Origin of the sequence: Lysobacter enzymogenes (assembly GCF_017355525.1) — a bacterium.
GTDB lineage: Bacteria > Pseudomonadota > Gammaproteobacteria > Xanthomonadales > Xanthomonadaceae > Lysobacter > Lysobacter enzymogenes_C.
The window spans coordinates 2,465,896-2,487,895 of sequence record NZ_CP067395.1; the positions used below are offsets into that span (position 1 = coordinate 2,465,896).

At 71.5% G+C, this 22,000-nt stretch carries 23 protein-coding genes; 11 read left to right on the forward strand and 12 right to left on the reverse strand.

Annotation, left to right across the window (positions count from 1 at the left end):
* Positions 1 to 2: 2 nt before the first annotated feature.
* Both JHW38_RS10280 and ubiH read right to left on the reverse strand, forming a co-directional pair.
* Positions 3 to 1,202, reverse strand: coding sequence for an FAD-dependent oxidoreductase (locus JHW38_RS10280; RefSeq protein WP_207525809.1), 1,200 nt, complete (start codon positions 1,200 to 1,202; stop codon positions 3 to 5).
* Complete coding sequence (gene ubiH, locus JHW38_RS10285; RefSeq protein ID WP_428995296.1) at positions 1,199 to 2,473, reverse strand: 2-octaprenyl-6-methoxyphenyl hydroxylase; 1,275 nt, start codon at positions 2,471 to 2,473, stop codon at positions 1,199 to 1,201. The genes JHW38_RS10280 and ubiH overlap by 4 nt, the downstream gene beginning before the upstream one ends.
* Before the next feature lie 274 nt (positions 2,474 to 2,747).
* Here ubiH and JHW38_RS10290 point away from each other — a divergent pair, with 274 nt between their 5' ends.
* From JHW38_RS10290 to JHW38_RS10300, 3 genes are read left to right on the forward strand one after another with little or no spacing between them, the layout of a single operon-like run.
* Positions 2,748 to 3,338, forward strand: a complete 591-nt coding sequence (locus JHW38_RS10290; protein ID WP_207525810.1) for a hypothetical protein — start codon at positions 2,748 to 2,750, stop codon at positions 3,336 to 3,338.
* A 25-nt stretch (positions 3,339 to 3,363) separates the two neighbouring features.
* Positions 3,364 to 3,918, forward strand: a complete 555-nt coding sequence (locus JHW38_RS10295) for a cob(I)yrinic acid a,c-diamide adenosyltransferase (RefSeq protein ID WP_207525811.1) — start codon at positions 3,364 to 3,366, stop codon at positions 3,916 to 3,918.
* Positions 3,919 to 3,922: 4 nt separating this feature from the next.
* Entirely contained in the window at positions 3,923 to 4,837 is a 915-nt protein-coding gene (locus JHW38_RS10300; RefSeq protein WP_207525812.1) for a histone deacetylase family protein, read from the forward strand.
* Positions 4,838 to 5,100: 263 nt separating this feature from the next.
* Here the strand turns inward: JHW38_RS10300 and msrB are convergent, their stop codons facing one another.
* On the reverse strand, positions 5,101 to 5,529 hold the full coding sequence (gene msrB, locus JHW38_RS10305; protein WP_207525813.1) for a peptide-methionine (R)-S-oxide reductase MsrB: 429 nt from the start codon (positions 5,527 to 5,529) through the stop codon (positions 5,101 to 5,103).
* 186 nt (positions 5,530 to 5,715) lie between these two features.
* On the opposite strand from msrB, the gene lptD reads away from it, so the two are divergent.
* The 8 genes from lptD (at position 5,716) to JHW38_RS10345 (ending at position 14,381) form a co-directional block, all read left to right on the forward strand.
* Positions 5,716 to 8,298 carry an LPS assembly protein LptD gene (lptD, locus tag JHW38_RS10310; RefSeq protein WP_242691315.1) on the forward strand — a complete coding sequence of 861 codons (2,583 nt, stop codon included), beginning with the start codon at positions 5,716 to 5,718 and terminating at the stop codon, positions 8,296 to 8,298.
* Complete coding sequence (locus JHW38_RS10315; protein ID WP_207525815.1) at positions 8,295 to 9,653, forward strand: peptidylprolyl isomerase; 1,359 nt, start codon at positions 8,295 to 8,297, stop codon at positions 9,651 to 9,653. The genes lptD and JHW38_RS10315 overlap by 4 nt, the downstream gene beginning before the upstream one ends.
* Position 9,654: 1 nt before the next feature.
* Positions 9,655 to 10,662 carry a 4-hydroxythreonine-4-phosphate dehydrogenase PdxA gene (gene pdxA / locus JHW38_RS10320; protein ID WP_207525816.1) on the forward strand — a complete coding sequence of 336 codons (1,008 nt, stop codon included), beginning with the start codon at positions 9,655 to 9,657 and terminating at the stop codon, positions 10,660 to 10,662.
* Entirely contained in the window at positions 10,659 to 11,504 is an 846-nt protein-coding gene (gene rsmA / locus JHW38_RS10325) for a 16S rRNA (adenine(1518)-N(6)/adenine(1519)-N(6))-dimethyltransferase RsmA (protein WP_207525817.1), read from the forward strand. The genes pdxA and rsmA overlap by 4 nt, the downstream gene beginning before the upstream one ends.
* Before the next feature lie 171 nt (positions 11,505 to 11,675).
* Complete coding sequence (apaG, locus tag JHW38_RS10330) at positions 11,676 to 12,059, forward strand: Co2+/Mg2+ efflux protein ApaG (RefSeq protein WP_207525818.1); 384 nt, start codon at positions 11,676 to 11,678, stop codon at positions 12,057 to 12,059.
* Between the two features lie 13 nt (positions 12,060 to 12,072).
* Positions 12,073 to 12,978 carry a symmetrical bis(5'-nucleosyl)-tetraphosphatase gene (locus JHW38_RS10335; RefSeq protein WP_207525819.1) on the forward strand — a complete coding sequence of 302 codons (906 nt, stop codon included), beginning with the start codon at positions 12,073 to 12,075 and terminating at the stop codon, positions 12,976 to 12,978.
* Positions 12,979 to 13,081: 103 nt separating this feature from the next.
* Positions 13,082 to 13,747 (forward strand): DUF1287 domain-containing protein, encoded by a 666-nt coding sequence (locus JHW38_RS10340; protein ID WP_242691317.1) that lies wholly within the window; start codon positions 13,082 to 13,084, stop codon positions 13,745 to 13,747.
* Between the two features lie 13 nt (positions 13,748 to 13,760).
* On the forward strand, positions 13,761 to 14,381 hold the full coding sequence (locus tag JHW38_RS10345) for a hypothetical protein (protein ID WP_207525821.1): 621 nt from the start codon (positions 13,761 to 13,763) through the stop codon (positions 14,379 to 14,381).
* An 18-nt stretch (positions 14,382 to 14,399) separates the two neighbouring features.
* Here the strand turns inward: JHW38_RS10345 and JHW38_RS10350 are convergent, their stop codons facing one another.
* The 9 genes from JHW38_RS10350 to JHW38_RS10390 form a co-directional block, all read right to left on the reverse strand.
* On the reverse strand, positions 14,400 to 14,933 hold the full coding sequence (locus JHW38_RS10350; RefSeq protein ID WP_207525822.1) for a dihydrofolate reductase: 534 nt from the start codon (positions 14,931 to 14,933) through the stop codon (positions 14,400 to 14,402).
* Positions 14,930 to 15,538: a hypothetical protein gene (locus JHW38_RS10355; RefSeq protein WP_207525823.1), complete on the reverse strand. Its 609-nt coding sequence runs from the start codon at positions 15,536 to 15,538 to the stop codon at positions 14,930 to 14,932. The genes JHW38_RS10350 and JHW38_RS10355 overlap by 4 nt, the downstream gene beginning before the upstream one ends.
* A gap of 67 nt (positions 15,539 to 15,605) precedes the next feature.
* Complete coding sequence (locus JHW38_RS10360) at positions 15,606 to 16,400, reverse strand: thymidylate synthase (protein WP_207525824.1); 795 nt, start codon at positions 16,398 to 16,400, stop codon at positions 15,606 to 15,608.
* 3 nt (positions 16,401 to 16,403) lie between these two features.
* Positions 16,404 to 17,297 (reverse strand): prolipoprotein diacylglyceryl transferase, encoded by an 894-nt coding sequence (gene lgt / locus JHW38_RS10365; protein ID WP_207525825.1) that lies wholly within the window; start codon positions 17,295 to 17,297, stop codon positions 16,404 to 16,406.
* 150 nt (positions 17,298 to 17,447) lie between these two features.
* Positions 17,448 to 17,933 (reverse strand): TPM domain-containing protein, encoded by a 486-nt coding sequence (locus JHW38_RS10370; RefSeq protein WP_207525826.1) that lies wholly within the window; start codon positions 17,931 to 17,933, stop codon positions 17,448 to 17,450.
* Positions 17,933 to 18,823, reverse strand: a complete 891-nt coding sequence (locus JHW38_RS10375; RefSeq protein WP_207526329.1) for a TPM domain-containing protein — start codon at positions 18,821 to 18,823, stop codon at positions 17,933 to 17,935. Before JHW38_RS10375 ends, JHW38_RS10370 begins: the two co-directional genes overlap by 1 nt.
* An 11-nt stretch (positions 18,824 to 18,834) precedes the next feature.
* Positions 18,835 to 20,169, reverse strand: coding sequence for a TPM domain-containing protein (locus JHW38_RS10380; protein WP_207525827.1), 1,335 nt, complete (start codon positions 20,167 to 20,169; stop codon positions 18,835 to 18,837).
* Positions 20,169 to 21,203, reverse strand: coding sequence for a TPM domain-containing protein (locus JHW38_RS10385; RefSeq protein WP_207525828.1), 1,035 nt, complete (start codon positions 21,201 to 21,203; stop codon positions 20,169 to 20,171). The genes JHW38_RS10380 and JHW38_RS10385 overlap by 1 nt, the downstream gene beginning before the upstream one ends.
* Before the next feature lie 10 nt (positions 21,204 to 21,213).
* Positions 21,214 to 21,849: a LemA family protein gene (locus tag JHW38_RS10390; RefSeq protein ID WP_207525829.1), complete on the reverse strand. Its 636-nt coding sequence runs from the start codon at positions 21,847 to 21,849 to the stop codon at positions 21,214 to 21,216.
* Positions 21,850 to 22,000: the final 151 nt, after the last annotated feature.

Consider the following 22,000-nt stretch of genomic DNA (forward strand, 5'->3'; position numbering starts at 1 on the left):
GCTCACACGCCGGCCGCGCGGCGCCAGAAGTAGTGCGCCAGCGGCGGCACCTTGCCGGCCAGCCCCAGCAACGGCCCGCGCACCAAGGTCGCGGCGAGGTCGTCGTTGGAGAACAGCTTGTTCAAACCGTCGAAGCCGTACGCCGCCAGCGCGTTCTCGCTGCGGCGTTCGCGCGCCCAGCGTTCGAGCCGGTGCGGCGAGCCCGGATCGGCGCCGCGGCGGCGCGCCTGCTGCAGGCTCGCGCGCAGGCCGGCGACATCGCGCAGGCCGAGGTTGACGCCCTGCCCCGCGAGCGGATGGACCACGTGCGCGGCATCGCCGATCACCGCGACCCGGCCGGACACGTAGCGCTGCGCGAGTTGCCGGCGCAGCGGGAACGCGGCGCGTTGCGAGACCTTCGTCAGCGCGCCCAGGCGCCCGGCGAAGGCGCGTTCGAGTTCGATCAGGAACGCTTCGTCGCTCGCGCCGAGCAGGCGCCCGGCTTCGGCTTCCGGCAGCGTCCATACGATCGAGCTGCGTTTGTCGCGCGCGCCGTCGTCGCCGAGCGTCGGCAGGAACGCGATCGGCCCGCCCGGCAGGAAACGCTGCCAACAGGTCGCTTCGTGACTGCGTTCGCTGTCGACGTAAGCGACCAGCCCGCGCTGGCCGTAGTCGTGCGCCGGTGCGTCGATGCCGGCGAGCCGGCGCAGTTTCGATTCGGCGCCGTCGGCGGCGACCACCAGCCGCGCGCGCAAACGCCGGCCGCCGGCCAAGGCCACGCCGACGCTGTCGGCCTGGTCGCGCTCCAGCGCTTCGACGTCTTCGGGGCAATGCAACTGCACGCCGGCCGGCGCCAGCGCCGACCACAAGCGGTCGACCAGCAAGCCGTTCTCGACGATCCAGCCCAGTTCGCGCCGGCCGAAGGCGTCGGCGTCGAACGCGATCTCGCCGCCGCCGGCCGCGTCCCACACCCGCATCGCGCGGTACGGTTGCGCGCGCGCGTCGCTCACCGCGTTCCACACGCCCAGATCGTCGAGCAGCGCGGCGTTGTCGGGCGCGAACGCGTACACGCGCAGGTCCGGACGCTGCGGCGACCACGGCGCCGGTTCGCGCGCTTCGACCAGGGCCACGTCGAACCCGTCGCGCGCGAACGCCAGCGCGGCCGCGGCTCCGACCACGCCGGCGCCGACCACGACCACATCGAGCAGGTCGCGCCGGCTCATGCGCGGCCGCCTTGGCGTTGGCTGCGGCACAGCGCGGGGACGTCGCCGCGGTAGCCCATCGCGCCGCCGACCAGGAACGACTGCGCACTCGCCAGTCGGTCGAACGCGAACAGCCCGAGGCTGCGCAGCGGCCGCATCAACTCGGTCTCGTTCGACGCCAGCCGCGCCAGCCCGTCGGAAAAATTCACCGTGCGCTCGCGGTCTTCCTTGCGCCGCTCCAGGTACTGCGCGAGCAAGGCCTCGTTGCCGCAGTCGGCGTCGCCGGCCTCGCGCCGGGTCTGGATCAGTTCGGCCAGGGTCATCGCATCGCGCAGGCCGAGGTTGAAGCCTTGCGCGCCGATCGGGTGGATGGTCTGGGCGGCGTTGCCAACGAGCACCGCGCGCGCCGCTACGGTCTGCCGCGCCAACACCCGGATCGCCGGATACAGGCTGCGCGCGCCGCAGCTGAGCAAGCGCCCGGCGCGCCAGCCGAACGCGTCCTGCACGCGGGCGAGGAAGCCGGCTTCGTCGAGCGCGGCGACCGCGTCGGCGTCGGCGGTAGCGACGCCGTGGATCAAACCGTAATGGCGGTCGCCGCGCGGCAGCAGCGCGGTCGGGCCGTCGCGGCCGAGGCGCTCGTAGGCGGTGCCGTCGGGCGTGCGCTCGCCGCGCAGGCGCGCGACGAACAGGGTCTGGCGGTAATCGTGATCGTCGCTGCCGATGCCCAGCGCCTCGCGCACGCCGCTGCGGGTGCCGTCGGCGGCGACCAACAGCCGGGTGCGCAGGATCCGTTCCCCGGCCCCGTCGGCCACGCGCGCTGCGCGCCAGCCGTCGTCGCTGTCGGCCAGGCCGACGAACCGCACCGGCCGGTAGCGCAGCAGGCGCGGCAGTTCGGCCAGCCGCGCTTCCAGCGCTTCGCCGAAGTCGCGCGCCACCACCACCCGGCCGAACTCCTCGCGGCCGTAGCGGTCGGCTTCGAGCACGGTGCGGCCGAAATCGCCGCGGCGGCTGATGTGGATGCGGCGGATCGGCCCGGTCGGCGCGCGCAGCTTGGCCAGCACGCCGAGCGCGTCGAGGGCGTTGAGGGTGGCTTCGGCGAAGCTGAGGTTGCGTTCGTCGAACACCGCCGGCAGCGCGCCGGGCGGGGCGGCCTCGATCAGGCCGACATCGAGGCCGATCCGGTCCAGGGCGATGGCGAGACTGGCGCCGACCAGGCCGCCGCCGACGATCAGGACATCGTGGCTGGCGTGGATCTGCGCGCCGGAGGAATGCGGCGTAGCGTCTGAAGTCATGGCGTTCATGATACTTGGGCGCTCGCTAAGCGCGCGTTCGCGGATGTCGCAGCGCGGCGATCGGGCGGCAAAGCGCCGGGCCGCAAGGCCGCCGCGCACGATCGCCGCCGCGGCCGCATCGCCGGTGCCCGCAGACGTGCCCTGCAGCCACGAAGCCGTCCTTTCGGCCCCGCCGAATCAACCACTTAGCCCGCAACCGCGACCCAGGCGGCACATTCGCCCCCAGCTTCTTTAGAATGGCCGCATCGACGCGCCCGCGTCCGGAGCCAGATCCATGAAGCCGAACACCCGCAACAGCCTGATCCTCGCCCTGCTGGCCGTGTTGATGGTCGCCACCCGAGTCAATCACTGGGCGCCGATCCCCGATGCGTCGTGGGCGGTGTTCTTCATCGGCGGCTTCTACCTGCGCAGCTGGACCCGCTGGGCGTTCCCGGCGCTGATGGCGCTGGCGGTGCTGATCGATTACGCGGTCATCAGCCGCATGGGCATCAGCTTCTGGGACCACTACTGCGTCTCGGCCGCGTACTGGTTCCTGATCCCGGCGTATTTCGCGATGTGGGCCGGCGGCCTGTTCGTGGCGCGCAACTACAAGCGCCGCTGGAGCACCCTCGGCGTCGCCGCGGTCGCGATGGTGGCGTCGGTGGCGGTGTGCCAGTTGCTGAGCCAGGGCAGCTTCTACTGGATCTCGGCCTCGGTGCCGAACCCGACCGTCGCCGGCTGGGCCGCCAACTACTTCGAATGGCTGCTGCCGTACCTGCGCACCACCGCCACCTACGTCGGCATCGCCGCGCTGGTCCAGGCGATCGCCGCCGGCGCGAGCAAGACCGCGCTGCCGGCGCAGTCCGACGACGCGCGCAAGCGCTGATCCGCGCAACGCACGGGTCGACGCGATGGGCAACCGCCTTTCCAAGATCTACACCCGCACCGGCGACGACGGCTCCACCGGCCTCGGCGACGGCAGCCGCACCGGCAAGGATTCGGCCCGGGTCGGCGCCTACGGCACGGTCGACGAAGCCAATTCGACCATCGGCTTGATCCTCGCCGCCGAGTTGCCGGCCGATGTGCGCGAGCAACTGGTGTCGATCCAGCACCAGATGTTCGACCTCGGCGCCGAGCTGTGCATCCCGGGCCACGCGGCGATCTTCGCCGCCGACATCGACCGGCTGGAACAGTGGCTCGACGCGCACAACGAGGACCTGCCGCCGCTCAAGGAGTTCATCCTCCCGGCCGGCGGCGAGGCCGCGGCGCGCTGCCACATCGCCCGCACCGTGGTCCGCCGCGCCGAGCGCGAGACGGTGGCGCTGGCGCGGGTCGAGGACATCCGGCCCGAGGCGGTGCGTTACCTCAACCGCCTGTCCGACCTGCTGTTCGTGATCGCGCGCGTGCTCGCCCGCGCCGGCGGCCACGGCGAGGTCACCTGGAACCACGAGCGCCGCAAGGCCTAGCCGCGTGCGCGTCTATACGCATCCGGCCTGCACGCGCCACGACCCGGGTCCGGGCCATGCCGAGCGGCCGCTGCGTCTGGTCGCGGTGACCGAATCGCTGCGCGAAGCCTTCGCCGAGCGCCTGCACTGGTGCGAGGCGCCGGCCGCCAGCCGCGGCCAGTTGCTGCGCGCGCACTCCGACGAACTGCTGAGCCTGGTGCTCGACACCGCGCCGGACGGGCCGATGCAGCTCGATCCCGACACCGTGCTGGCGCCGGGCTCGGCCGAAGCCGCGTTGCGCGCCGCCGGCGCCGGCGTGGCCGCGGTCGACGCGGTGCTCAAGGGCGAAACCGGCCGCGCGTTCTGCGCGGTGCGCCCGCCGGGCCACCACGCCACCGCGGAGGTGGCGATGGGCTTCTGCCTGTTCAACAACATCGCCGTCGCCGCCGCCCACGCCTGCGACAAGCACGGGCTGGCGCGCGTGGCGGTGATCGACTTCGACGTCCACCACGGCAACGGCACCCAGGCGATCTTCGACAGCGATGCGCGGGTGATGTACGTCAGCTCGCACCAGATGCCGCTGTATCCCGACACCGGCTACGCGCACGAGCGCGGGGTCGGCAACATCGTCAACGCGCCGCTGCCGGCCGGCACCGGCAGCGAAGGCTTCCGCCGGGTCTGGCGCGAGCGCCTGCTGCCGGCCATCGACGGCTTCCGCCCGCAGCTGGTGCTGATCTCGGCCGGCTTCGACGCGCACAAGCGCGACCCGCTGGCGCAGATCGAGCTCGACGGCGACGACTTCGCCTGGCTGACCGCCGAACTGGTCGCGATCGCCGAGCGCCATGCGCAAGGGCGGGTGGTGTCGATGCTGGAGGGCGGCTACGACCTGGCCGCCTTGCGCGAAAGCGCGGTCGCGCATGTAGGCGCTCTGCTCGCCTGAGTCCCCGGCAGGAGGCGCGAGCCGCGACCGCGGAGTAGCCGGTCGCGTCGCAAGCGAGATGTCGCGGTCGCAGCTTGCGCAGCTCCTACAGTCGCTGCACCCAGCTTCCGAAGCCCCTGTAGGAGCGGCGCGAGCCGCGACCGCGAGGTCGCCGCCCGCGCCGCAAACCGGACGTCCCGAAGCCGGCCGCTCCAACCACCAGGCCGAATCCGCGGCCGACTACAGCGGCCGACCGCATCCGCCGGCTCCGGCCGCCGCGCGCATTACGTCGCTTCGGTTCCTTCGAACTCCAACGCCGCCGAATTGATGCAGTAACGCAACCCGGTCGGCCGCGGCCCGTCCGGGAACACGTGCCCCAGGTGCGACTGGCAGCGCGCGCACTTGACTTCGATCCGGCGCATTCCGTGACTCTCGTCGGCCTGCTCGCTGACCGCCTCGGGCCGGATCGGCTGGTAATAGCTCGGCCAGCCGCTGCCGGAGTCGTACTTGGTGTCGGAGCCGAACAAGGGCTCGCCGCAAGCCACGCAGGTGTAGGTGCCGGCCTCCTTGTGGTTCCAGAAACGGCCGGTGAAAGCGCGCTCGGTGGCCGAGCAGCGGCACACCGCGTATTGCTCCGGCGACAGCTGCTCGCGCCATTCAGCTTCGCTCTTGTCGACCGGGGCGGCGGGGTCGGGGGTGGGGTGCTGGCTCATGCTGTCCTCCTGGGGTGGGCGGCGGCGCGTTGCCGGCACGGTCGCGGGAGTTGGATCGAAAATCCCGGCCGGACCGGCGCGCGTTGGAAGATGAACGCCGATGGCCTACAAATGGCGTTCGCGTTGCCCGCTTGCAAGGGATGGGGCAAGCTAACCGCCGTTTTTCAACGTCTGCCGGATGCTCGCGTGCGCAAACCCCTCCGCCTGCTCCCGTTGTCGCTCTGCATCGCCATCGCCCTGCCCGCTTATGCGGCGGACGACAACGAGAACTGGGGGCTGTGCCCGCTGATCGACGCGGTGCCGTCCTTCGACGACGCCCCCGCCCCGACCGGCACCGCCGACCAGCGCTCCAGCCAGCCGACCGCGATCGACGGCGGCACCCTGCAGCGCGGCGGCGACGACCAGAACATCGTCGTCCAGGACAACGTCCGGCTCAGCCGCGGCGACCAGTTCCTCGGCACCGACAAGCTCAGCTACAACCAGGAATCGGGCAAGTACACCGCCGAGGGCCATGTCCGCTACCAGGACTCGAGCATGCGCCTGGTCGCCGAGCACGCCGAGGGCGACCAGAACGCCGACCAGCACCAGATCGACGACGTCGAATACCAGCTGACCTCGCGCCGCGGCAACGGCGGCGCCGAGCGGATCCAGCTCAACGGCGCCAAGGGCGCGCTGCACAGCTCGACCTATTCGACCTGCGCGCCGAACCAGCGCGCCTGGGAGCTGCGCGCCCACCGCATCGACATCGACACCGAGGAAGGCATGGGCGTGGCCCGCAACGCCACCCTGCGGATCGGCAAGATTCCGGTGCTGTACGTGCCGTGGTTCATGTTCCCGGTCGACGACCGCCGCCGCACCGGCCTGCTGTATCCGAACATCGGCATGTCCGGCAAGAACGGCTTCGACTGGCGCCAGCCGATCTACCTCAACCTGGCGCCGAACTACGACGCCACCTTGTTCCCGCGCTACATGACCCGCCGCGGCGCCGCCCTGGGCGTGGAGTTCCGCTGGCTGTACGAGAACGGCTCGGGCGAGACCTACGTCAACTGGATGCCGCGCGACGACCTCTCGCGCAAGGATCCGGACCGCTACAGCTACTACATCCGCGAAGGCAATCCGGTGCTGAAGCCGGGCGAGGCGATCCCGCTGCTGCCCGAAGGCCAGCGCCCGCGCGACAACCGCGGCGAGTTCGCGTTCAAGGGCACCCACCGCTTCAACGGCACCTGGTACGCCGGCGCCAACCTGGCCTGGGTCAGCGACAAGTACTACCTGCAGGACTTCAGCAACAGCCTGTACGGCCAGTCGGCGACCTCGCTGCGCAGCGAGATCGGCGTGTACGGCCGCGGCCGCTACTGGGACGCGAGCGTCATCGCCGACCACAACCAGCTGGCCGACTTCACCCTGCAAGAAAGCTCGATGGCGTACGACCGCCTGCCGCGCGCGACCTTCCACTGGCAGCAGCCGATGCTGCCGTGGCTGGAAACCGGCGTCGACACCGAGGCCGTGCGGTTCCAGCACGCGGACGTGAAGTACGTCAGCAACGACCCGACTCCGGGCATCCCGGCCAGCCGGCGCGCCGAGATCCCGGGCGGCAGCCGCTTCGACGTGCGCCCGTTCGTCAGCTTCCCGTTGGAAGGCGCGGCTTGGTACATCCGGCCCAAGCTGGCCTGGCGCTACACCGCCTACGAGCTCGACGCCAGCCTGGCCAAGCAGATCGCCAACCAGCGCGCCGACGCCTTCGTCGCGGCCAACTCGGGCACGGTCAAGACCGACGAGATGGTGCGCGGCTTCTACGACAAGTCGCCGACCCGCAGCCTGCCGATCACCTCGATCGACGCCGGCCTGTACTTCGACCGCGAAACCGAAATCCGCGGCGACCATTACGTGCACACCCTGGAGCCGCGCGTGTTCTACCTGCGCGCGCCGTACCGCGACCAGGACGGGCTGCCGCTGTTCGACACCAATCCGATGTCGTTCAGCTGGGGCGCGCTGTTCCGCGACAACCGCTACTCCGGCGCCGACCGCCAGACCGACGCCAACCAGCTGACCACCGCGCTGACCACCCGCCTGATCAACTCCGAGGACGGCCGCGAGCGGCTCGCCGCGAGCATCGGCCAGATCCAGTACTTCGACGACATCCGCGTGGTCGCCGGCGCCGAAACCCCGATCAAGCAGGGCAAGTCGGCCTGGGTCGCCGACGTCAGCGTGTCGCCGACCGACCGCTGGACGATCAACGCCACCTACCAGTGGGACCCGCGCCTGCGCAGCGAGGACGTCGCCACCCTGCGCGCCCGCTACCTGTTCGGCAACGCCGGCGTGGTCAACTTCGCCTACCGCTACCGCCGCAACCTGGCCGCGCCTCCGGGCTCGCCGCGCGATCAGGCCGACCAGTACGAGCAGGCCGACGTCTCCTTCCTGTACCCGATCAACAACAACTGGAGCATCGTCGGCCGCTACTACTACTCGATCAAGGACAGCCGTCCGCTCGAGCAGATCGCCGGCGTGCAGTGGGAAAGCTGCTGCCTGGCGGTGCGCGCGATCGCCCGCCGTTACCAGCGCAACCGCTCCGAAGACCTGAACAGCTCGTTTCAGGTGGAGTTCGAACTCAAGGGTCTAGGCTCGGCGGGCCAGAACACGGAGAAGGTTTTGCGCCGTGCTATTCTCGGCTACAACCGCGACGACCTCTATTTGACGCCTCCGTCTCCCTCGGTCAGCCGCGAAAACCGCGGTCCCGGCGGCGACGAGGCCATCCTCGACCCGACCCTATGAACAATCGTTTTGCGCGCACTCTGTCCGCGGGCGTTCTCGCCGCGGGCCTGCTGATCGGCAGCGTCCACGCCCAGGAGCTGCAGCCGATCGACCGCATCGCCGCGGTCGTGGACGAGGACGTGATCCTCAAGACCGAGCTCGACCGCGCGGTCGCCAACATCCTCAACCAGTACGCCGGCCGCAGCGAACAGCTGCCGCCGCGCGACGTGCTCGAACGCCAGGTGCTCGAGCGCCTGATCCTGCTGAAGCTGCAGGTCGCCCAGGCCCAGGGCACCGGCGTGCGCGTGACCGACCAGGAAATCGAGCAGGCCATCGCCGGCATCGCCCAGTCCAACCGCATCAGCGTCGACCAGCTGCGCCAGCAGATCGCCCGCGACGGCAGCTCCTACGCCGACTTCCGCAGCTCGATCCGCGACGAACTGCTGGTCCAGCGCCTGCGCCAGCGCTTCGCCCAGACCCGGGTCTCGGTCAGCGACGCCGAAGTCGACGCCGCCCTGGCCGCCCAGGCCAACACCGGCACCCAGTACCACCTGGCGCACATCTTGATTTCGCTGCCCGAAGGCGCCACGCCCGAGCAGATCGCCACCGCGCAGAAGAAGGTCGACGGGGTCAAGACCCTGATCGACAAGGGCGAGATGGACTTCAACGCGGCCGCAGTGCGCTATTCCGACAGCCCCAACGCGCTGGAAGGCGGCGACCTGGGCTGGCGCAGCGTCGACGAAATCCCGGCCGCGTTCGCCGAGATGATGAAGTCGATGAAGGCCGGCGACGTGACCCAGCCGCTGCGCGGCCCGAGCGGCTTCCAGCTGCTGAAGCTGGTCGAGGTGCGCGACGCCTCCAAGTCCGGCCCGCAGATGGTCACCCAGTACCACGCCCGCCACATCCTGGTCCGGGTCAACGACAAGATCACCGAAGCCCAGGCCAAGGCCAAGGCCGAGACCCTGCGCGCGCGCATCGCCGGCGGGGCCAAGTTCGAGGACGTGGTCAAGGAAAGCTCCGAAGACCTCGGCACCCAGGCCAAGGGCGGCGATCTGGGCTGGTTCACCCGCGACGAATTCGGTCCCGAGTTCGGCGGCGCGGTCGCGGCCCTGGGCGACAACGACATCTCGCAGCCGATCCACACCAGCGCGGGCTATCACATCGTCCAGCGCCTGGGCACGCGCGAAAGCGACATGGCCGACCAGAGCAAGCGCGCCCAGGTCCAGGAGACCATCGGCCGGCGCAAGCTGGAAGAAGAATGGAACCGCTTCCTGCGCGAGAAGCGCAGCGAGGCCTATGTCGACTTCCGCGTCGGCAAGGGCTCGGAAGGCAACCAACCGGGTACCGAAACCACGCTGCCGACCAAGGGCGGCTGACGTGACCCCGCCCCGGCTCGCGCTGGTGCCGGGCGAGCCGGCCGGCGTCGGGCCGGAGCTGTGCGTGCGGCTGCTGCAACAGCCGCGCGACTACGATCTGATCTGCTACGCCGACCCGCGCAGCCTGCGCGCCGCGGCCGACGCCCTCGCCCTGCCGCTGACCCTGCTGCCGCCCGACCGCCCTTCGCGCGCGCCGGGCGAGGTCGCCGTGGTCGACATCCGCAACCCCGTGCACCCCGCCTTCGGCACGCCCGAGCCCGGCAACGCCGCGGCCGTAATCCAGGCCCTGCGCGACGCCGCCCAGGCCTGCCTGGACGGGCGCCTGGACGGGATCATCACCGGCCCGGTGCACAAGGCCGTCATCAACGAGGGCGGCATCGCCTACACCGGCACCACCGAGCTGCTGGCGCAGCAGGCCGGCTGCGAGGTGGTGATGATGCTGGCCAACGACATCGTCCGGGTCGCCCTGGCGACCACCCACCTGCCGCTGCGCGCGGTCGCCGAGGCGATCGCGGCCGAGCCGCTGGCGCGGACCCTGCGCACCGTCGACGCCGCGCTGCGCGGCGATTTCGGCCTGGAACGCCCGCGCATCGCCGTGCTCGGCCTGAACCCGCACGCCGGCGAAGCCGGGCACCTGGGCCGGGAGGAGATCGAGGTCATCGAGCCGGTGCTGGCCGCGCTGCGCGGCGAGGGCCTGGACCTGATCGGCCCGCTGCCGGCCGACACCGCGTTCCTGCCGGCCAAGCTGGCCGGCTTCGACGCGGTCGTCGCGATGTACCACGACCAGGGCCTGCCGGTGCTCAAGTACAGCGGCTTCGAGCGCGCGGTGAACCTGACCCTGGGGCTACCCTATCCGCGCGTCGCGGTCGACCACGGCACCGCCCTGGACCTGGCCGGGCGCGGCCTGGCCGACCCGTCCAGCCTGATCGCCGCCGCCGAAACCTGCGCCCGCATCGCCCAGATTCGTTCGTCCCGCACCACCCGCATTCCGCCCGGAGGCTCGCCATGACCGGCACCGCCAAGACCCACGCCAAGGGCTTCAAGCCCGAGGCCAAGAAGCATCTGGGCCAGCACTTCCTGCACGACCGCAACGTCATCGCGATGATCGTGCAGGCAGTGGACCCGAAACCCGGCGACCGCCTGGTCGAGATCGGCCCCGGCCAGGGCGCAATCACCTTCCCGCTGCTCGACCGCCACGGCGAGCTGACGGTGATCGAGTTCGACCGCGACCTGATCTTCCCGCTGACCGAGTCGGCACGCACGCACGGCACGCTGGAAGTGATCCATCGCGACGTGCTGACGGTGGACTTCAGCGCGCTGGCGCACAACGGCGGCCCGATCCGGCTGGTCGGCAACCTGCCCTACAACCTGTCCTCGCCGATCCTGTTCCACGCGCTGGAGCACGCCGCGGCGATCCGCGACATGCATTTCATGCTGCAAAAGGAAGTCGTCGACCGCATGGCCGCGGCGCCCGGCAGCAAGGTCTACGGCCGCCTGAGCGTGATGCTGCAGGCCTATTGCGAGGTGATCGCGCTGTTCGACGTGCCGCCGGCCGCGTTCCGGCCGCCGCCGAAGGTCGACTCGGCAGTGGTGCGGATGATTCCGCTGGCGCCGGAGCGGATCGGCATCGACGACCGGGCCCTGTTCGCGCGGGTCGTCCGCGACGCCTTCGGCCAGCGTCGCAAGACCCTGCGCAACGCCTTGTCGCTGGTCTGCGACGGCGCCTCGATCGAAGCCGCCGGGCTGCGTCCCGACGCCCGCGCCGAGCAACTGGACGTGGCCGAGTTCGTGCGCCTGAGCAACTGGCTGCGCGCGCACGACAAAGTCCTGCCCGATCCGTCCGCGGCCTGACCGCGGCGGCGCGCGCGGATCCGTCCGCCGCGCCCGCAGCGGCCGGCGCCGGCCGGCTCCGCACGGCCTGCGTCCGCGATCCCAGCGCCCTCGCCCGGGACGTTTTGCCCCTCCCCGCGTTATTGCCTCAACTCATTCCCGCTTCATCCCCGCTTTGCTTAAACTGCCGCCATGAACCGCCCCACCGAATACGTCTTCGACATCGACGTGGCGACCCGCTACCTGGACGATCAATCCGCTCCGGAGCAGGACCGCTACGTGTTCGCCTACACCATCCACATCCGCAACGCCGGCAAGATTCCCGCGCGCCTGATCTCGCGCCATTGGGTGATCACCGACGCCAACGGCAAGGTGCAGGAAGTGCGCGGCGACGGCGTGGTCGGCGAGCAGCCGTGGCTGCGTCCGGGCGACGATTACGAATACACCTCCGGCGCCGTGCTGGAGACCAGCCTGGGCACGATGGAAGGCAGCTACGCGATGGTGGCCGACGACGGCACCCGTTTCGACGCGCCGGTTCCGTCGTTCACCCTGACCGTGCCGCGCACGTTGCACTGAGCGCGGACGGCACATGAGCGTTTGGGCAATCGGCGACCTGCAAGGCTGTTACGACGCCACCCAGCGGTTGCTGGAGCGGCTGAAATTCGATCCGGCGCAGGACAAACTCTGGTTCTGCGGCGACCTGGTCAACCGCGGCGGGCAATCCCTGGAAACCCTGCGCCTGGTGCACTCGCTGCGCGAGCACAGCGTCGTGGTGCTGGGCAACCACGACCTGTCGCTGCTGGCGATCGGCCAGCGCACCGAGGAAGAAAAGCGCAAGGTCAATCCCGACCTGCAGCGCATCGTCCTGGCCGAGGACGGCGAATCGCTGCTGGACTGGCTGCGCATGCAGAAACTGGTCCACGCCGACCGTTCGCTCGGCTGGATGATGGTGCACGCCGGGCTCGCGCCGCGCTGGACCACGGCGATGGCCGAGCGCCATGCGCGCGAGGTCGAGGAGCGCCTGCACGGCGACCAGTACCGGCGCCTGCTGAAGAACATGTACGGCGACCGCCCGGCCTGGAATCCCAAGCTGGCCGGCATCGACCGCCATCGCGCGATCATCAACATCTTCACCCGCCTGCGCTATTGCACGCCGCGCGGCCGCATCGCGTTCGAGGACAAGGGCAGCCCCGGCACCCAGCCGGTCGGCCTGTACCCGTGGTACGAAGTGCCGGGCCGGGCCGAACGCGATCTCAAGATCGTGTGCGGGCATTGGTCGACGCTGGGCCTGTTCATCGGCCATGGCGTGCACGCGATCGACACCGGCGCGGTCTGGGGCGGCAAGCTGACCGCGTTGCAGCTCGACACCGACGAGTTGCGGCTGGTGCAGGTGCCCGGCCGCGACGTGCCGGCGCATCCGCCGCGGCCGCGGCCGCCGCGGCCGGCGAATCCCGGTTCGAATTCGCAATCGAATTCGAAACCGCACTCGAACTGAGCGGAGCCTGCGCATGCGCCACGGATGGCGGAACGGTTGCGATCTTCGTCCGCCGCGCGCGGCGCGTTCGCTGGCAGCGCGCGAACCGGCGAACGCGCTCGCGTTGCGCATCGCGGCGCCGCTGCTCGCTCTGCTCGCCGCGGCCTGCTCGCAGTCGTCCGCGCCGCCGGCGCAACGCGTCGAAACCCGGGCGTGGCCGGCGCCTGCGGCGCAACCCGCCGCGCCCTCGCCGCCGCTGGTCGCGGCCGCGCGCGCGCAGGTCGGCGTGGTCCGGCGGTACGACCCGGCGTACGTGCAACTGGACTACCCCGGCGGCGACGTCGCGCCCGACCGCGGCGTCTGCACCGACGTGGTGATCCGCGCGCTGCGCGTGCAGGGCCTGGACCTGCAGCGCCAAGTGCACGAAGACATGCGCGCGAACTTCGCCGCATATCCGTCGTTGTGGCGCGCGAGTTCGACGGACCGCAGCATCGACCACCGCCGCGTGCCGAACCTGCGCCGTTGGTTCGAGCGCCAGGGCTGGTCGCTGCCGGTCAGCGCGCAGGCCGGCGACTACCGCGCCGGCGACGTGGTGACCTGGAACCTCGGCCGCGGCCAGACCCACATCGGCATCGTCTCCGACCGCCGCTCGTGGGACCGGCAGCGGCCGCTGGTCCTGCACAACATCGCCCGCGGCACCCAGGAGGAAGACGTGCTGTTCGCCTACGAAATCACCGGGCGCTATCGGCCGCAACTGGCGGCGACGGCGACGGCGACGGCCTCGCGCTGAGCGGAGCGATGCGATGACCGCCGGACTGCCGCAACCGCCGCACGAACCGGGCCGCCAGCCGACGGTGGCCGAGTCGCTGGACGCCATCGCGGAATGGTCGGAAGCGAGGAAACGGCGCAGGAGGACGCTGCTGCTGTTTTACGCCAGCGTCGTGGTCGCGCTGGTCCTGGCTCAGATCGTCCTGGTCAATCTCAATCCGCCGCAGCCGGCGCAGAACCCGGCACCGGCGCCCTCCGCCGCGGCGCCGACGGCTTCCACGCCCGCCGCCGACCCGATCGCGGACCGCGCGTTCGACGCGACGCTCGACCGCCTGCAAGCCGAAAGCGCGGCGAGCGCCGATGGGCGCGAACGCACCCGCGCCCATCGCTCGCAGTTGCAGCAAGCCATCGACCGAGCCGGGCTCGAACTGAAGATAGAACGCTTCGAATGCGGCCCGCGTTTGTGTGCGGCCTGGCTGCTCGGCGGCGGCGACGCCTACGACGGGCTCAACGCGGCGCTGCCGACGATGCCGCAAGCGCCGCTGCGCGCCATCGCCGGCGCCGCCACGCTGCCGGAGCAACGCAGGCATCCGCTGCTGCTGTCGATCGGTACGGACGCCGACGCGGCGGACACGGCGCCGACCGCCGCGCCCTGAGCGCAGCCGCCCGCCGTTTCAGTCCATGCCGAGGCGGACGTAGTCGACGTACTCGAAATCGAATTCGTTGCGCTCGTCGGCGCGGTGGCGCTCGCGCGCGGTCTCGCGCCACTCGGCCGCATCGAAACGCGGGAAGAACGCGTCGGCGTCGGCGACCGCGGTGTCGACCCGGGTCAGGTACAGCCGCGTCGCCGACGGCAGGCACAGCGCGTAGATCTCGCCGCCGCCGATCACGCACAGCTCGGCGGCGCCGTCGGCCGCGGCCAGTTCCAGCGCCTGCTCGGTCGAGCCTACCGCCTCCATGCCCGCGAACGGCGCCGCGCCGGAACGGGTCAGCACCAGATTGCGCCGGCCCGGCAGCGCGCGGCCGAGCGACTGCGCGGTCTTGCGCCCCATCAACAGCGGCTTGCCCAGGGTCAGCGCCTTGAAGCGCTTGAGATCGTCGGACAAACGCCACGGCAGCGCATTGCCGCGGCCGATGGCGTGTTCGCGGTCGAGCGCGGCGATCAGGCTCAGGCGTGGCGCGGAAGTTGCGGATGCGGATGTAGTCATCGGAAAGCCTCGTCGAGAACCAGCGAAAGCCGTGCGTTGCCGCCGGCGCCGGAGCGGTCGAATTCGATGTCGTCGAGCTTCCAGGCGCCGTCTTCGCGGCGCATCAGCGCGTAGTCGCGGCGTTGCCGCGGCGGGTCGGGCGCGGCGGCGACGGTCAGCACGATGTCGATGCGCGCGCTGCCGTCGGCGAGCATCGTCGCGCGGCCCGGCGCGAAGCCGAGCAGGTTTTCGTCCTGGAAGCTGCTGCTGAAGACGTCGTCCTCGATCAGCGGCGGCTTGTCGCCGGGATGCTCGGCGATGAAGCGGTCTTGCAGCCGCAGCGCCTCGCGCAGGCGCCCGCGCAAGGCGCGGGTCACCTGCGGCCCGCACGCGGCCAGGCGCGCGCCTTGCGGCAGGCCGGCCGCGCTGCCGTCGGCGTAAGCGCGGACATGCAGGCGATAGAACGCGGAAGCCGCTTCGATCGCTTCCGCGGGGACGCGCGCATCGGCGGCGTCAGCGGCGGCCGGCGCAGGTACGGACGCGGGCGCGGCGGTGCGCACGCAACCGGCCATCGCCAGCAACGCGATCGCGAACCCACCCACCATGGCCGAACGATGCTGCGGCATGCGCGCTCCTCGCGGCCCGGCGGCGCCGGCGCCGTTCACTCGCGACCGCCGCACGCGGCGGCGGCGTTCATACCGCCACCGGCGCCTTGATCGCCGGCGCCGGGTCGTAACCCTCGATGGCGATGTCGTCGAAACCGAACGCGAACAGATCGCTCACGTCCGGATTGAGCTTCAGCGTCGGCAGCTTGCGCGGCTCGCGCGCGAGCTGCTCGCGGGCCTGTTCGTAATGGTTCGAATACAGATGCGCATCGCCGAGGGTGTGGACGAAGTCGCCGACGCCGAGCCCGCAGCCCTGCGCGATCATGTGGGTCAGCAGCGCGTAACTGGCGATGTTGAACGGCACGCCTAGGAAGATGTCGCCGCTGCGCTGGTACAGCTGGCAGCTGAGCTTGCCGTCGACCACGTAGAACTGGAACAGCGCGTGGCACGGCATCAGCGCCATCTGCGGCAGGTCGGCGACGTTCCAGGCGCTGACGATCAGCCGGCGCGAATCGGGATTGCGCTTGATCTCGTCGACGACCCAGCGGATCTGGTCGATCTCGCGGCCGCGGCCGTCGGCCCAACGCCGCCACTGCTTGCCGTAGACCGGGCCGAGCTCGCCGTCGGCATCGGCCCATTCGTCCCAGATGCTGACCTTGTTGTCTTTCAGGTAGGCGATGTTGGTTTCGCCGCGCAGGAACCACAGCAGCTCGTGCACGATCGAGCGCAGGTGCAGCTTCTTGGTGGTGACGAGCGGGAAGCCCTGGTTCAAGTCGAAGCGCATCTGCCAGCCGAACACGCTGCGGGTGCCGGTGCCGGTACGGTCCGACTTTTCCGCGCCGTGCTCGAGCACGTGGCGCAACAGATCGAGATACTGGCGCACGGCTCAGCCCTTGGCCGGCTCGGCGGCCGGCAATTGCGGTTGCAGGGTCGGCGAACGCGTCGACAGCCACAGCCAGAACAGGCCCAGCACGATCAGCGGCGTGCTCAGCACCTGGCCCATCGTCAGCCAGCCGAACGCCAGATAGCCGTGGTCGCCGAGCTGCTGGTCGGGCACGCGCACGAACTCGACCAGGAAACGGAAGCAGCCGTACAGCAAAGCGAACATGCCCGACACCGCGTAGCGCGGGCGCGGCTTGCTCGAGAACCACCACAGCACCGCGAACATGGTCAGCCCTTCCAGCGCGGCCTGATACAGCTGCGAGGGATGGCGGGCGTAGCGGTCCAGCGCGCCGGCGGCGAACTGGGTCTGCAGTTGCTGCGCGGTCCAGTTGGCGAACTCCGGCGCGCGCGGGAACACCACGCCCCAGCCGGCGTCGGTGAACTTGCCCCACAACTCGCCGCCGATGTAGTTGCCCAGGCGGCCGAAGCCGAGGCCCGGCGGCACCAGCGGGGCGATGAAGTCGAGCGTGTCGAAGAAATGGGTGCGGTGGCTGCGCGACCACCACCACACCGCGGCGACCACGCCGAGCAGGCCGCCGTGGAAGCTCATGCCGCCTTCCCAGATGCGCAGCAGCATCAGCGGGTCGCGGACCAGGTCGGCGTAGCCGTAGAACAGCACGTAGCCGATGCGGCCGCCGAGCACGACGCCGATCATGGCGTAGAACAGCAGGTCGCCGTAGGCCGCTTCGCTGACGCCGGGCAGGCGGCCGGCGCGGACCCGGCGGCGTCCCAGCCACCATGCGGCGACGAAACCCAGCAGGTACATGATGCCGTACCAGTGGATTTGCAGCGGGCCGAGGGACAGCGCGATCGGGTCGATCTGATGCAGGGTGATCATGCGACGGGACGGGCTCGGAGCAGCGGAGGACCGAGCTATTGTGCCCCAGCGCGCCGGCGCGCAGGGTGCGGGTTGCGGCCGCTGGGGCTCGGGCCGCGCCGCGTTTCAGCCGCGCTTACGCTGGCATCGGTTAGGCCCGTCGTCCGGCGGCTACAACAGCGCCGGTTCGTCGGGCAGTTCGTTGCCGGCCGTGCCGGCGCCGCGCGGAAACGCCGCGGCCATGATCTCGTTCAAGGCGGCGATGCCGCCGAGCACGGCCGCCTCGGCCTCGCCCGCGGCCAGCGCCTGCTGGATGCCGTCGCAGACCGCCTGCCAGCGCTCGTCGCCGACCCGGCGCGCGTAGCCGCGGTCGGCGACGATCTCGATGCGGTGATCGGCCAGCAGCAGGTACAGCAGCACGCCGTTGTTGCCGGCCGTGTCCCACACCCCGAGCTGGGCGAACGCGGCGCGCGCGGCCTGGCGCGCGTCGCGCCCGGCCAGCAGCTCGCTCCAGCCCAGCCGCGCCTCGACCGCGAAGCGCAGCTGGCCGCTGTGGTCGGCTTCGCCGGCGGCGATGGCCGCGGCGATGCGGCGCAGGCTGGCTTCGGGAAACCGCCGCCGCGCCGGCGCGGCGCACAGGTGCCTGAGGATGCGCATCACCAACTCCCCGAGGCGCCGCCGCCTCCGCTCGAACCGCCGCCGCCGGACCAACCGCCGCCGCCCCCGCCTCCGCCGCCGCCCCAACCGCCGCCGTAGCCGCCCCAGCCGCCGCCGCCGGCGTAGTGCCCGCCGCCGCGGCCGAACAGCGAGAAGACGAAGCCCGCCACCGCCGCCAGCGCGACGACGCCCCACGACATCGCCAGCAACCAGGCGATGACGCCGGCGCCGATGCCGCCGATCGCGCCGCGCAGCAGGGCCGACATGCCGCCGAAGATGCCGCGGATCAGGCTCGAGCCGACGATCGCCACCACCAGCGCCATGACCCAGTTGCTGTCGCCGCCGTCGCGCGACGCACCTTGCTGGCCCTGGGCCAGCGGCTCGGGCAAGGGCTCGCCGTCGATCAGCCGGGTCAGCGCCGCGGTGGCGTCGATCAGGCCGCCGGCGTAGTCGCCGTTGCGGAACTTCGGCGCGAGGTATTCCTGGATGATGCGGCCGGACTGGGCGTCGGTGATCGCGCCCTCGAGCCCGTAGCCGACCTCGATGCGCACGCGCCGGTCGTCCTTGGCCACCACCAGCAGCACGCCGTCGTCGACGCCCTTGCGGCCGAGCTTGAACTGCTCGAACGCGCGCACCGCGTACTGGTCGATTTCCTCCGGTTGCGTGCTCGCCACCATCAGCACCTGCAGCTGGCTGCCCTTGCGCTGTTGCAGCGCGCGCGCCTGCGCTTCCAGGCCGGCGCGCGCGGTCGCGTCGAGGGTGCCGGTGGTGTCGACCACCGGCGAATCCATCGCCGGGATCGGCGCCAACGGCTGCGCGAACGCAGCCGCGGCGGCCAGCCACAGGCCCAGCGCCAACAGCGCTCGTAAAACACGGCCGCGGGTTCGCATCGCCGACAGGTTCACCATGATCCGCTCGCTCCTCCGCCGCCGCTGCGGCCACCGCCGCCGGACCAGCCCGTGTCGCTGGAGCCCGAATCCGAACTCGAACTTGGGCCCGAACCCGATGCGGATCGGGTGCGGCCGTCTTTATCGCCCGACCCGCGCCTGCGGCCGTCGCGCGCTGCGCTTGTGCGCCTGCCGCCGCCTTCGCGTTCGAACAAGAACACCGCCATCCACGCGATGTAGGCAGCGATGCCGGCGCCGAGCCAACTGCCGGCGTCGAGCGCGGACAGGTCGCCGCCGCTCCAGCGCTGCAAGGCGCGCCAACCGAACCACGCCAACCCGGCCACCAAGCCGGCGCGCACGGCGAAACTCAGCGCGCCGCGCTGCCACGCGATGATCGGCGGCGCGATCGCGCCGAGCAGCAGCGGCAGCGCGAACAGCACCGCCATCGCCGCCACGCCGATATCGCCCGGCGCCGGCGCGCCGCGCCGGACCAGCGCCGCGGCGACCGTCGCGACCGCCAGGCCGACCGCCACCGTTCCGGCCACGCTGCGCAGCCAGCGGTATTGCGGCAGCGCCTGACCGAGCGCGCCGGCGGCCGCGGCCCACAGCAGCGGCGCCCACACCGCGGCCGGCCCGCTCCAGATCCACGCCGCCAGCGCCGGCGGCAGCAGCGCCGCGGGCGCGGCCGCGGCCAGCGCCCAGCCGCGCCGGCGCGCGCACCAGCCCAGGGCCAGGGCGAAGCCGGCGCCCGCGGCGCAGATCCAGTCGAGCGGACGCCACGCGGGGGCCGCGCCGGCGTCGGCACGATAGTCCGCGGCCGCCGGCGGCGGCAGCGGTTCTTGTTCGATCAGCGCGGCCAGCGCCGCGCTCGCCGCGTCGACGCCTTCGGCGTACTCGCCGCGCCCCAGATGCGGCAGCAGATAGTCCGCCAGCACCCGCTGCGCCTGCGCGTCGGCGATGCGGCCTTCCAGTCCGTAACCGACCTGGATGCGCGCGCGCCGGTCCTCGCGCGCGACCACCAGCAGCACGCCGTCGTCGACTCCGGCGCGGCCCAGCTTCCAGGCGTCGAACACGCGCTGCGCATACGCGGCGATGTCTTCCGGCGCGGTGCTGGCGACGATCAGCACCTGCAACTGCGCGCCGCGGCGTTCGCGCAGCTCGCGCGCGCGCGTCTCCAGGCGCGCGCGGGTGGCGGCGTCGAGGCTGCCGGTCGGGTCTTGCACCGGCGAGTCGAGCGCGGGCAGCGGCGCCTGCGCCGGCGCGGCGAACGTCAGCAGGCACAGCAGCAGCGCGGCCGCGCCGATGCGCCAGCGCGCGGCGAACGCGGCGACGACGGGCGCGGCCGTCATCACCAGCTCCCCGACGAGCCGCCGCCGTCGCTGCGCCCGCCGCCGCCGGAGTAACTGCCGGAGCTGGAGGAACCCGACGAAGACGAGGACGAGGAGCGGCGCCGGCGTTCGCGTTCGCGCTCGTCGTAATCGTCCCAGTCCGGGCCGCGCGACGATCCGCCGCCGGCGAACGCGCTGACCGACAGGAACGCGGTGGCGATGTAGGTCAGCAGCGCCATCGGCATCCAGCGCTCCCACTCCGCCACGTCCGGGTCGATTTTCGGCAGGGTCAACAGATACGCGCCGCCGGCGACCGCGGCGATGATCGCCAGCCGGCCGAAGAACGCCAGCGGGCCGCGGCGCCAGGCCGCGCGCATGCCGAACAGCGGGATCAGCACGAACGGCGAGACCATCAATCCGGCGAAGATCATCAGCGGCCAAGGCAGCCGGTCGGGCTCGGGTTCCGGCAGCGGGGTGCCGTCGATCAGGCCGATCAGCGCGTCGTAGGCGCGCGTCAGGCCGCCGGCGTAGTCGTCGTCGCGGAACGCCGGGGTCAGGATTTCTTCGATGATGCGCGCGGCGTTCTGCTCGCCGACCGCATCGTCGAGCCCGCGGCCCAGATGGATGCGCATGCGCCGGTCGCGCTTGGCGACCACCACCAGCACGCCGTCGTCGATGCCGGCGCGGCCGGGCTTCCATTGTTCGAACACGCGCTGCGCGTAGGCGGCGATGTCCTCGCCGCCGGTGCTGTCGATCAGCAGCAGCATCAGCTGCGCGCCTTTGCGCCGTTGTAGGTCGAGCGAGCGTTCGCTCAGGCGCGCGGCCGCGGCGGCGTCGAGGGTGGCGGTGAGGTCGACGACCGGGCCGGTCAGCGCGGGCACCGCGACGGCCGCGGGCGCCGCCGCTGCGACGGTTCCCTCGGCCGGCGCCGCTTCGGTGACCGGCGCCGCCTCGCGCGCGAACGCCGGCGTCGCGACCAGCCACAGCGCCGCATGCGCCACCGCAAGCACGGCCGCCGCCCAGCGCAGCGAGGGCCGGCGCGCGGCCATGCTCATCGCCGTGCGGTCAATGCTGCGGCGCCGGCTGCGGCGGCGGCGCCTGCGCGGGCTGCGGCGGCGCGGGCTGGGCCGAACCGAAGTCGACCGTCGGCGCCTGCTGGATCTGCGCTTCGTTCTCGACCGTGAAGTTCGGCTTGGTCGCATAGCCGAACAGCTTGGCGGTGAGGTTGGTCGGGAACTGGCGGATGAAGGTGTTGTAGTCCTGCACCGAGGCGATGTAGCGCTGGCGCTCGACCGTGATCCGGTTCTCGGTGCCTTCCAGCTGGGTCTGCAGGCTCAGGAAGCTCTGGTCGGCCTTGAGCTGCGGATAGTTCTCGCTGACCACCAGCAGGCGGCCGATGGCGCCGCGCAGTTCGCCCTGGGCCTGTTCGAACTGCTGCAGCGAGGCCTGATCGTTGGCGTTGACGTTTATGCTGCCGACCTTGGCGCGCGCCTCGGTGACCTGGGTCAGCACCTGCTGCTCGTGGCTGGCATAGCCCTTGACCGTGGCGACCAGGTTCGGGACCAGGTCGGCGCGGCGCTTGTAGACGTTGAGCACCTGCGACCAGGCCGCTTTCACGCCCTCGTCCTTCTGCTGGATGGTGTTGTAACCGCAGCCGCTGAGCAGCACGGCCAGGGCGAGCACGATCAGGGGACGGAACATGGCGTCGGCACTCCGGCGGGATGACGGCCGCATTGCAGCATTGGGCGCGGGGCGGCGCAATGGACGGCGCGTGACGAAGTCCCTCCCACGCCAGCCTGCGCCCCGCACAAACGCGAAAGGCCGGCGATCGCTCGCCGGCCTTCCGCGCTGC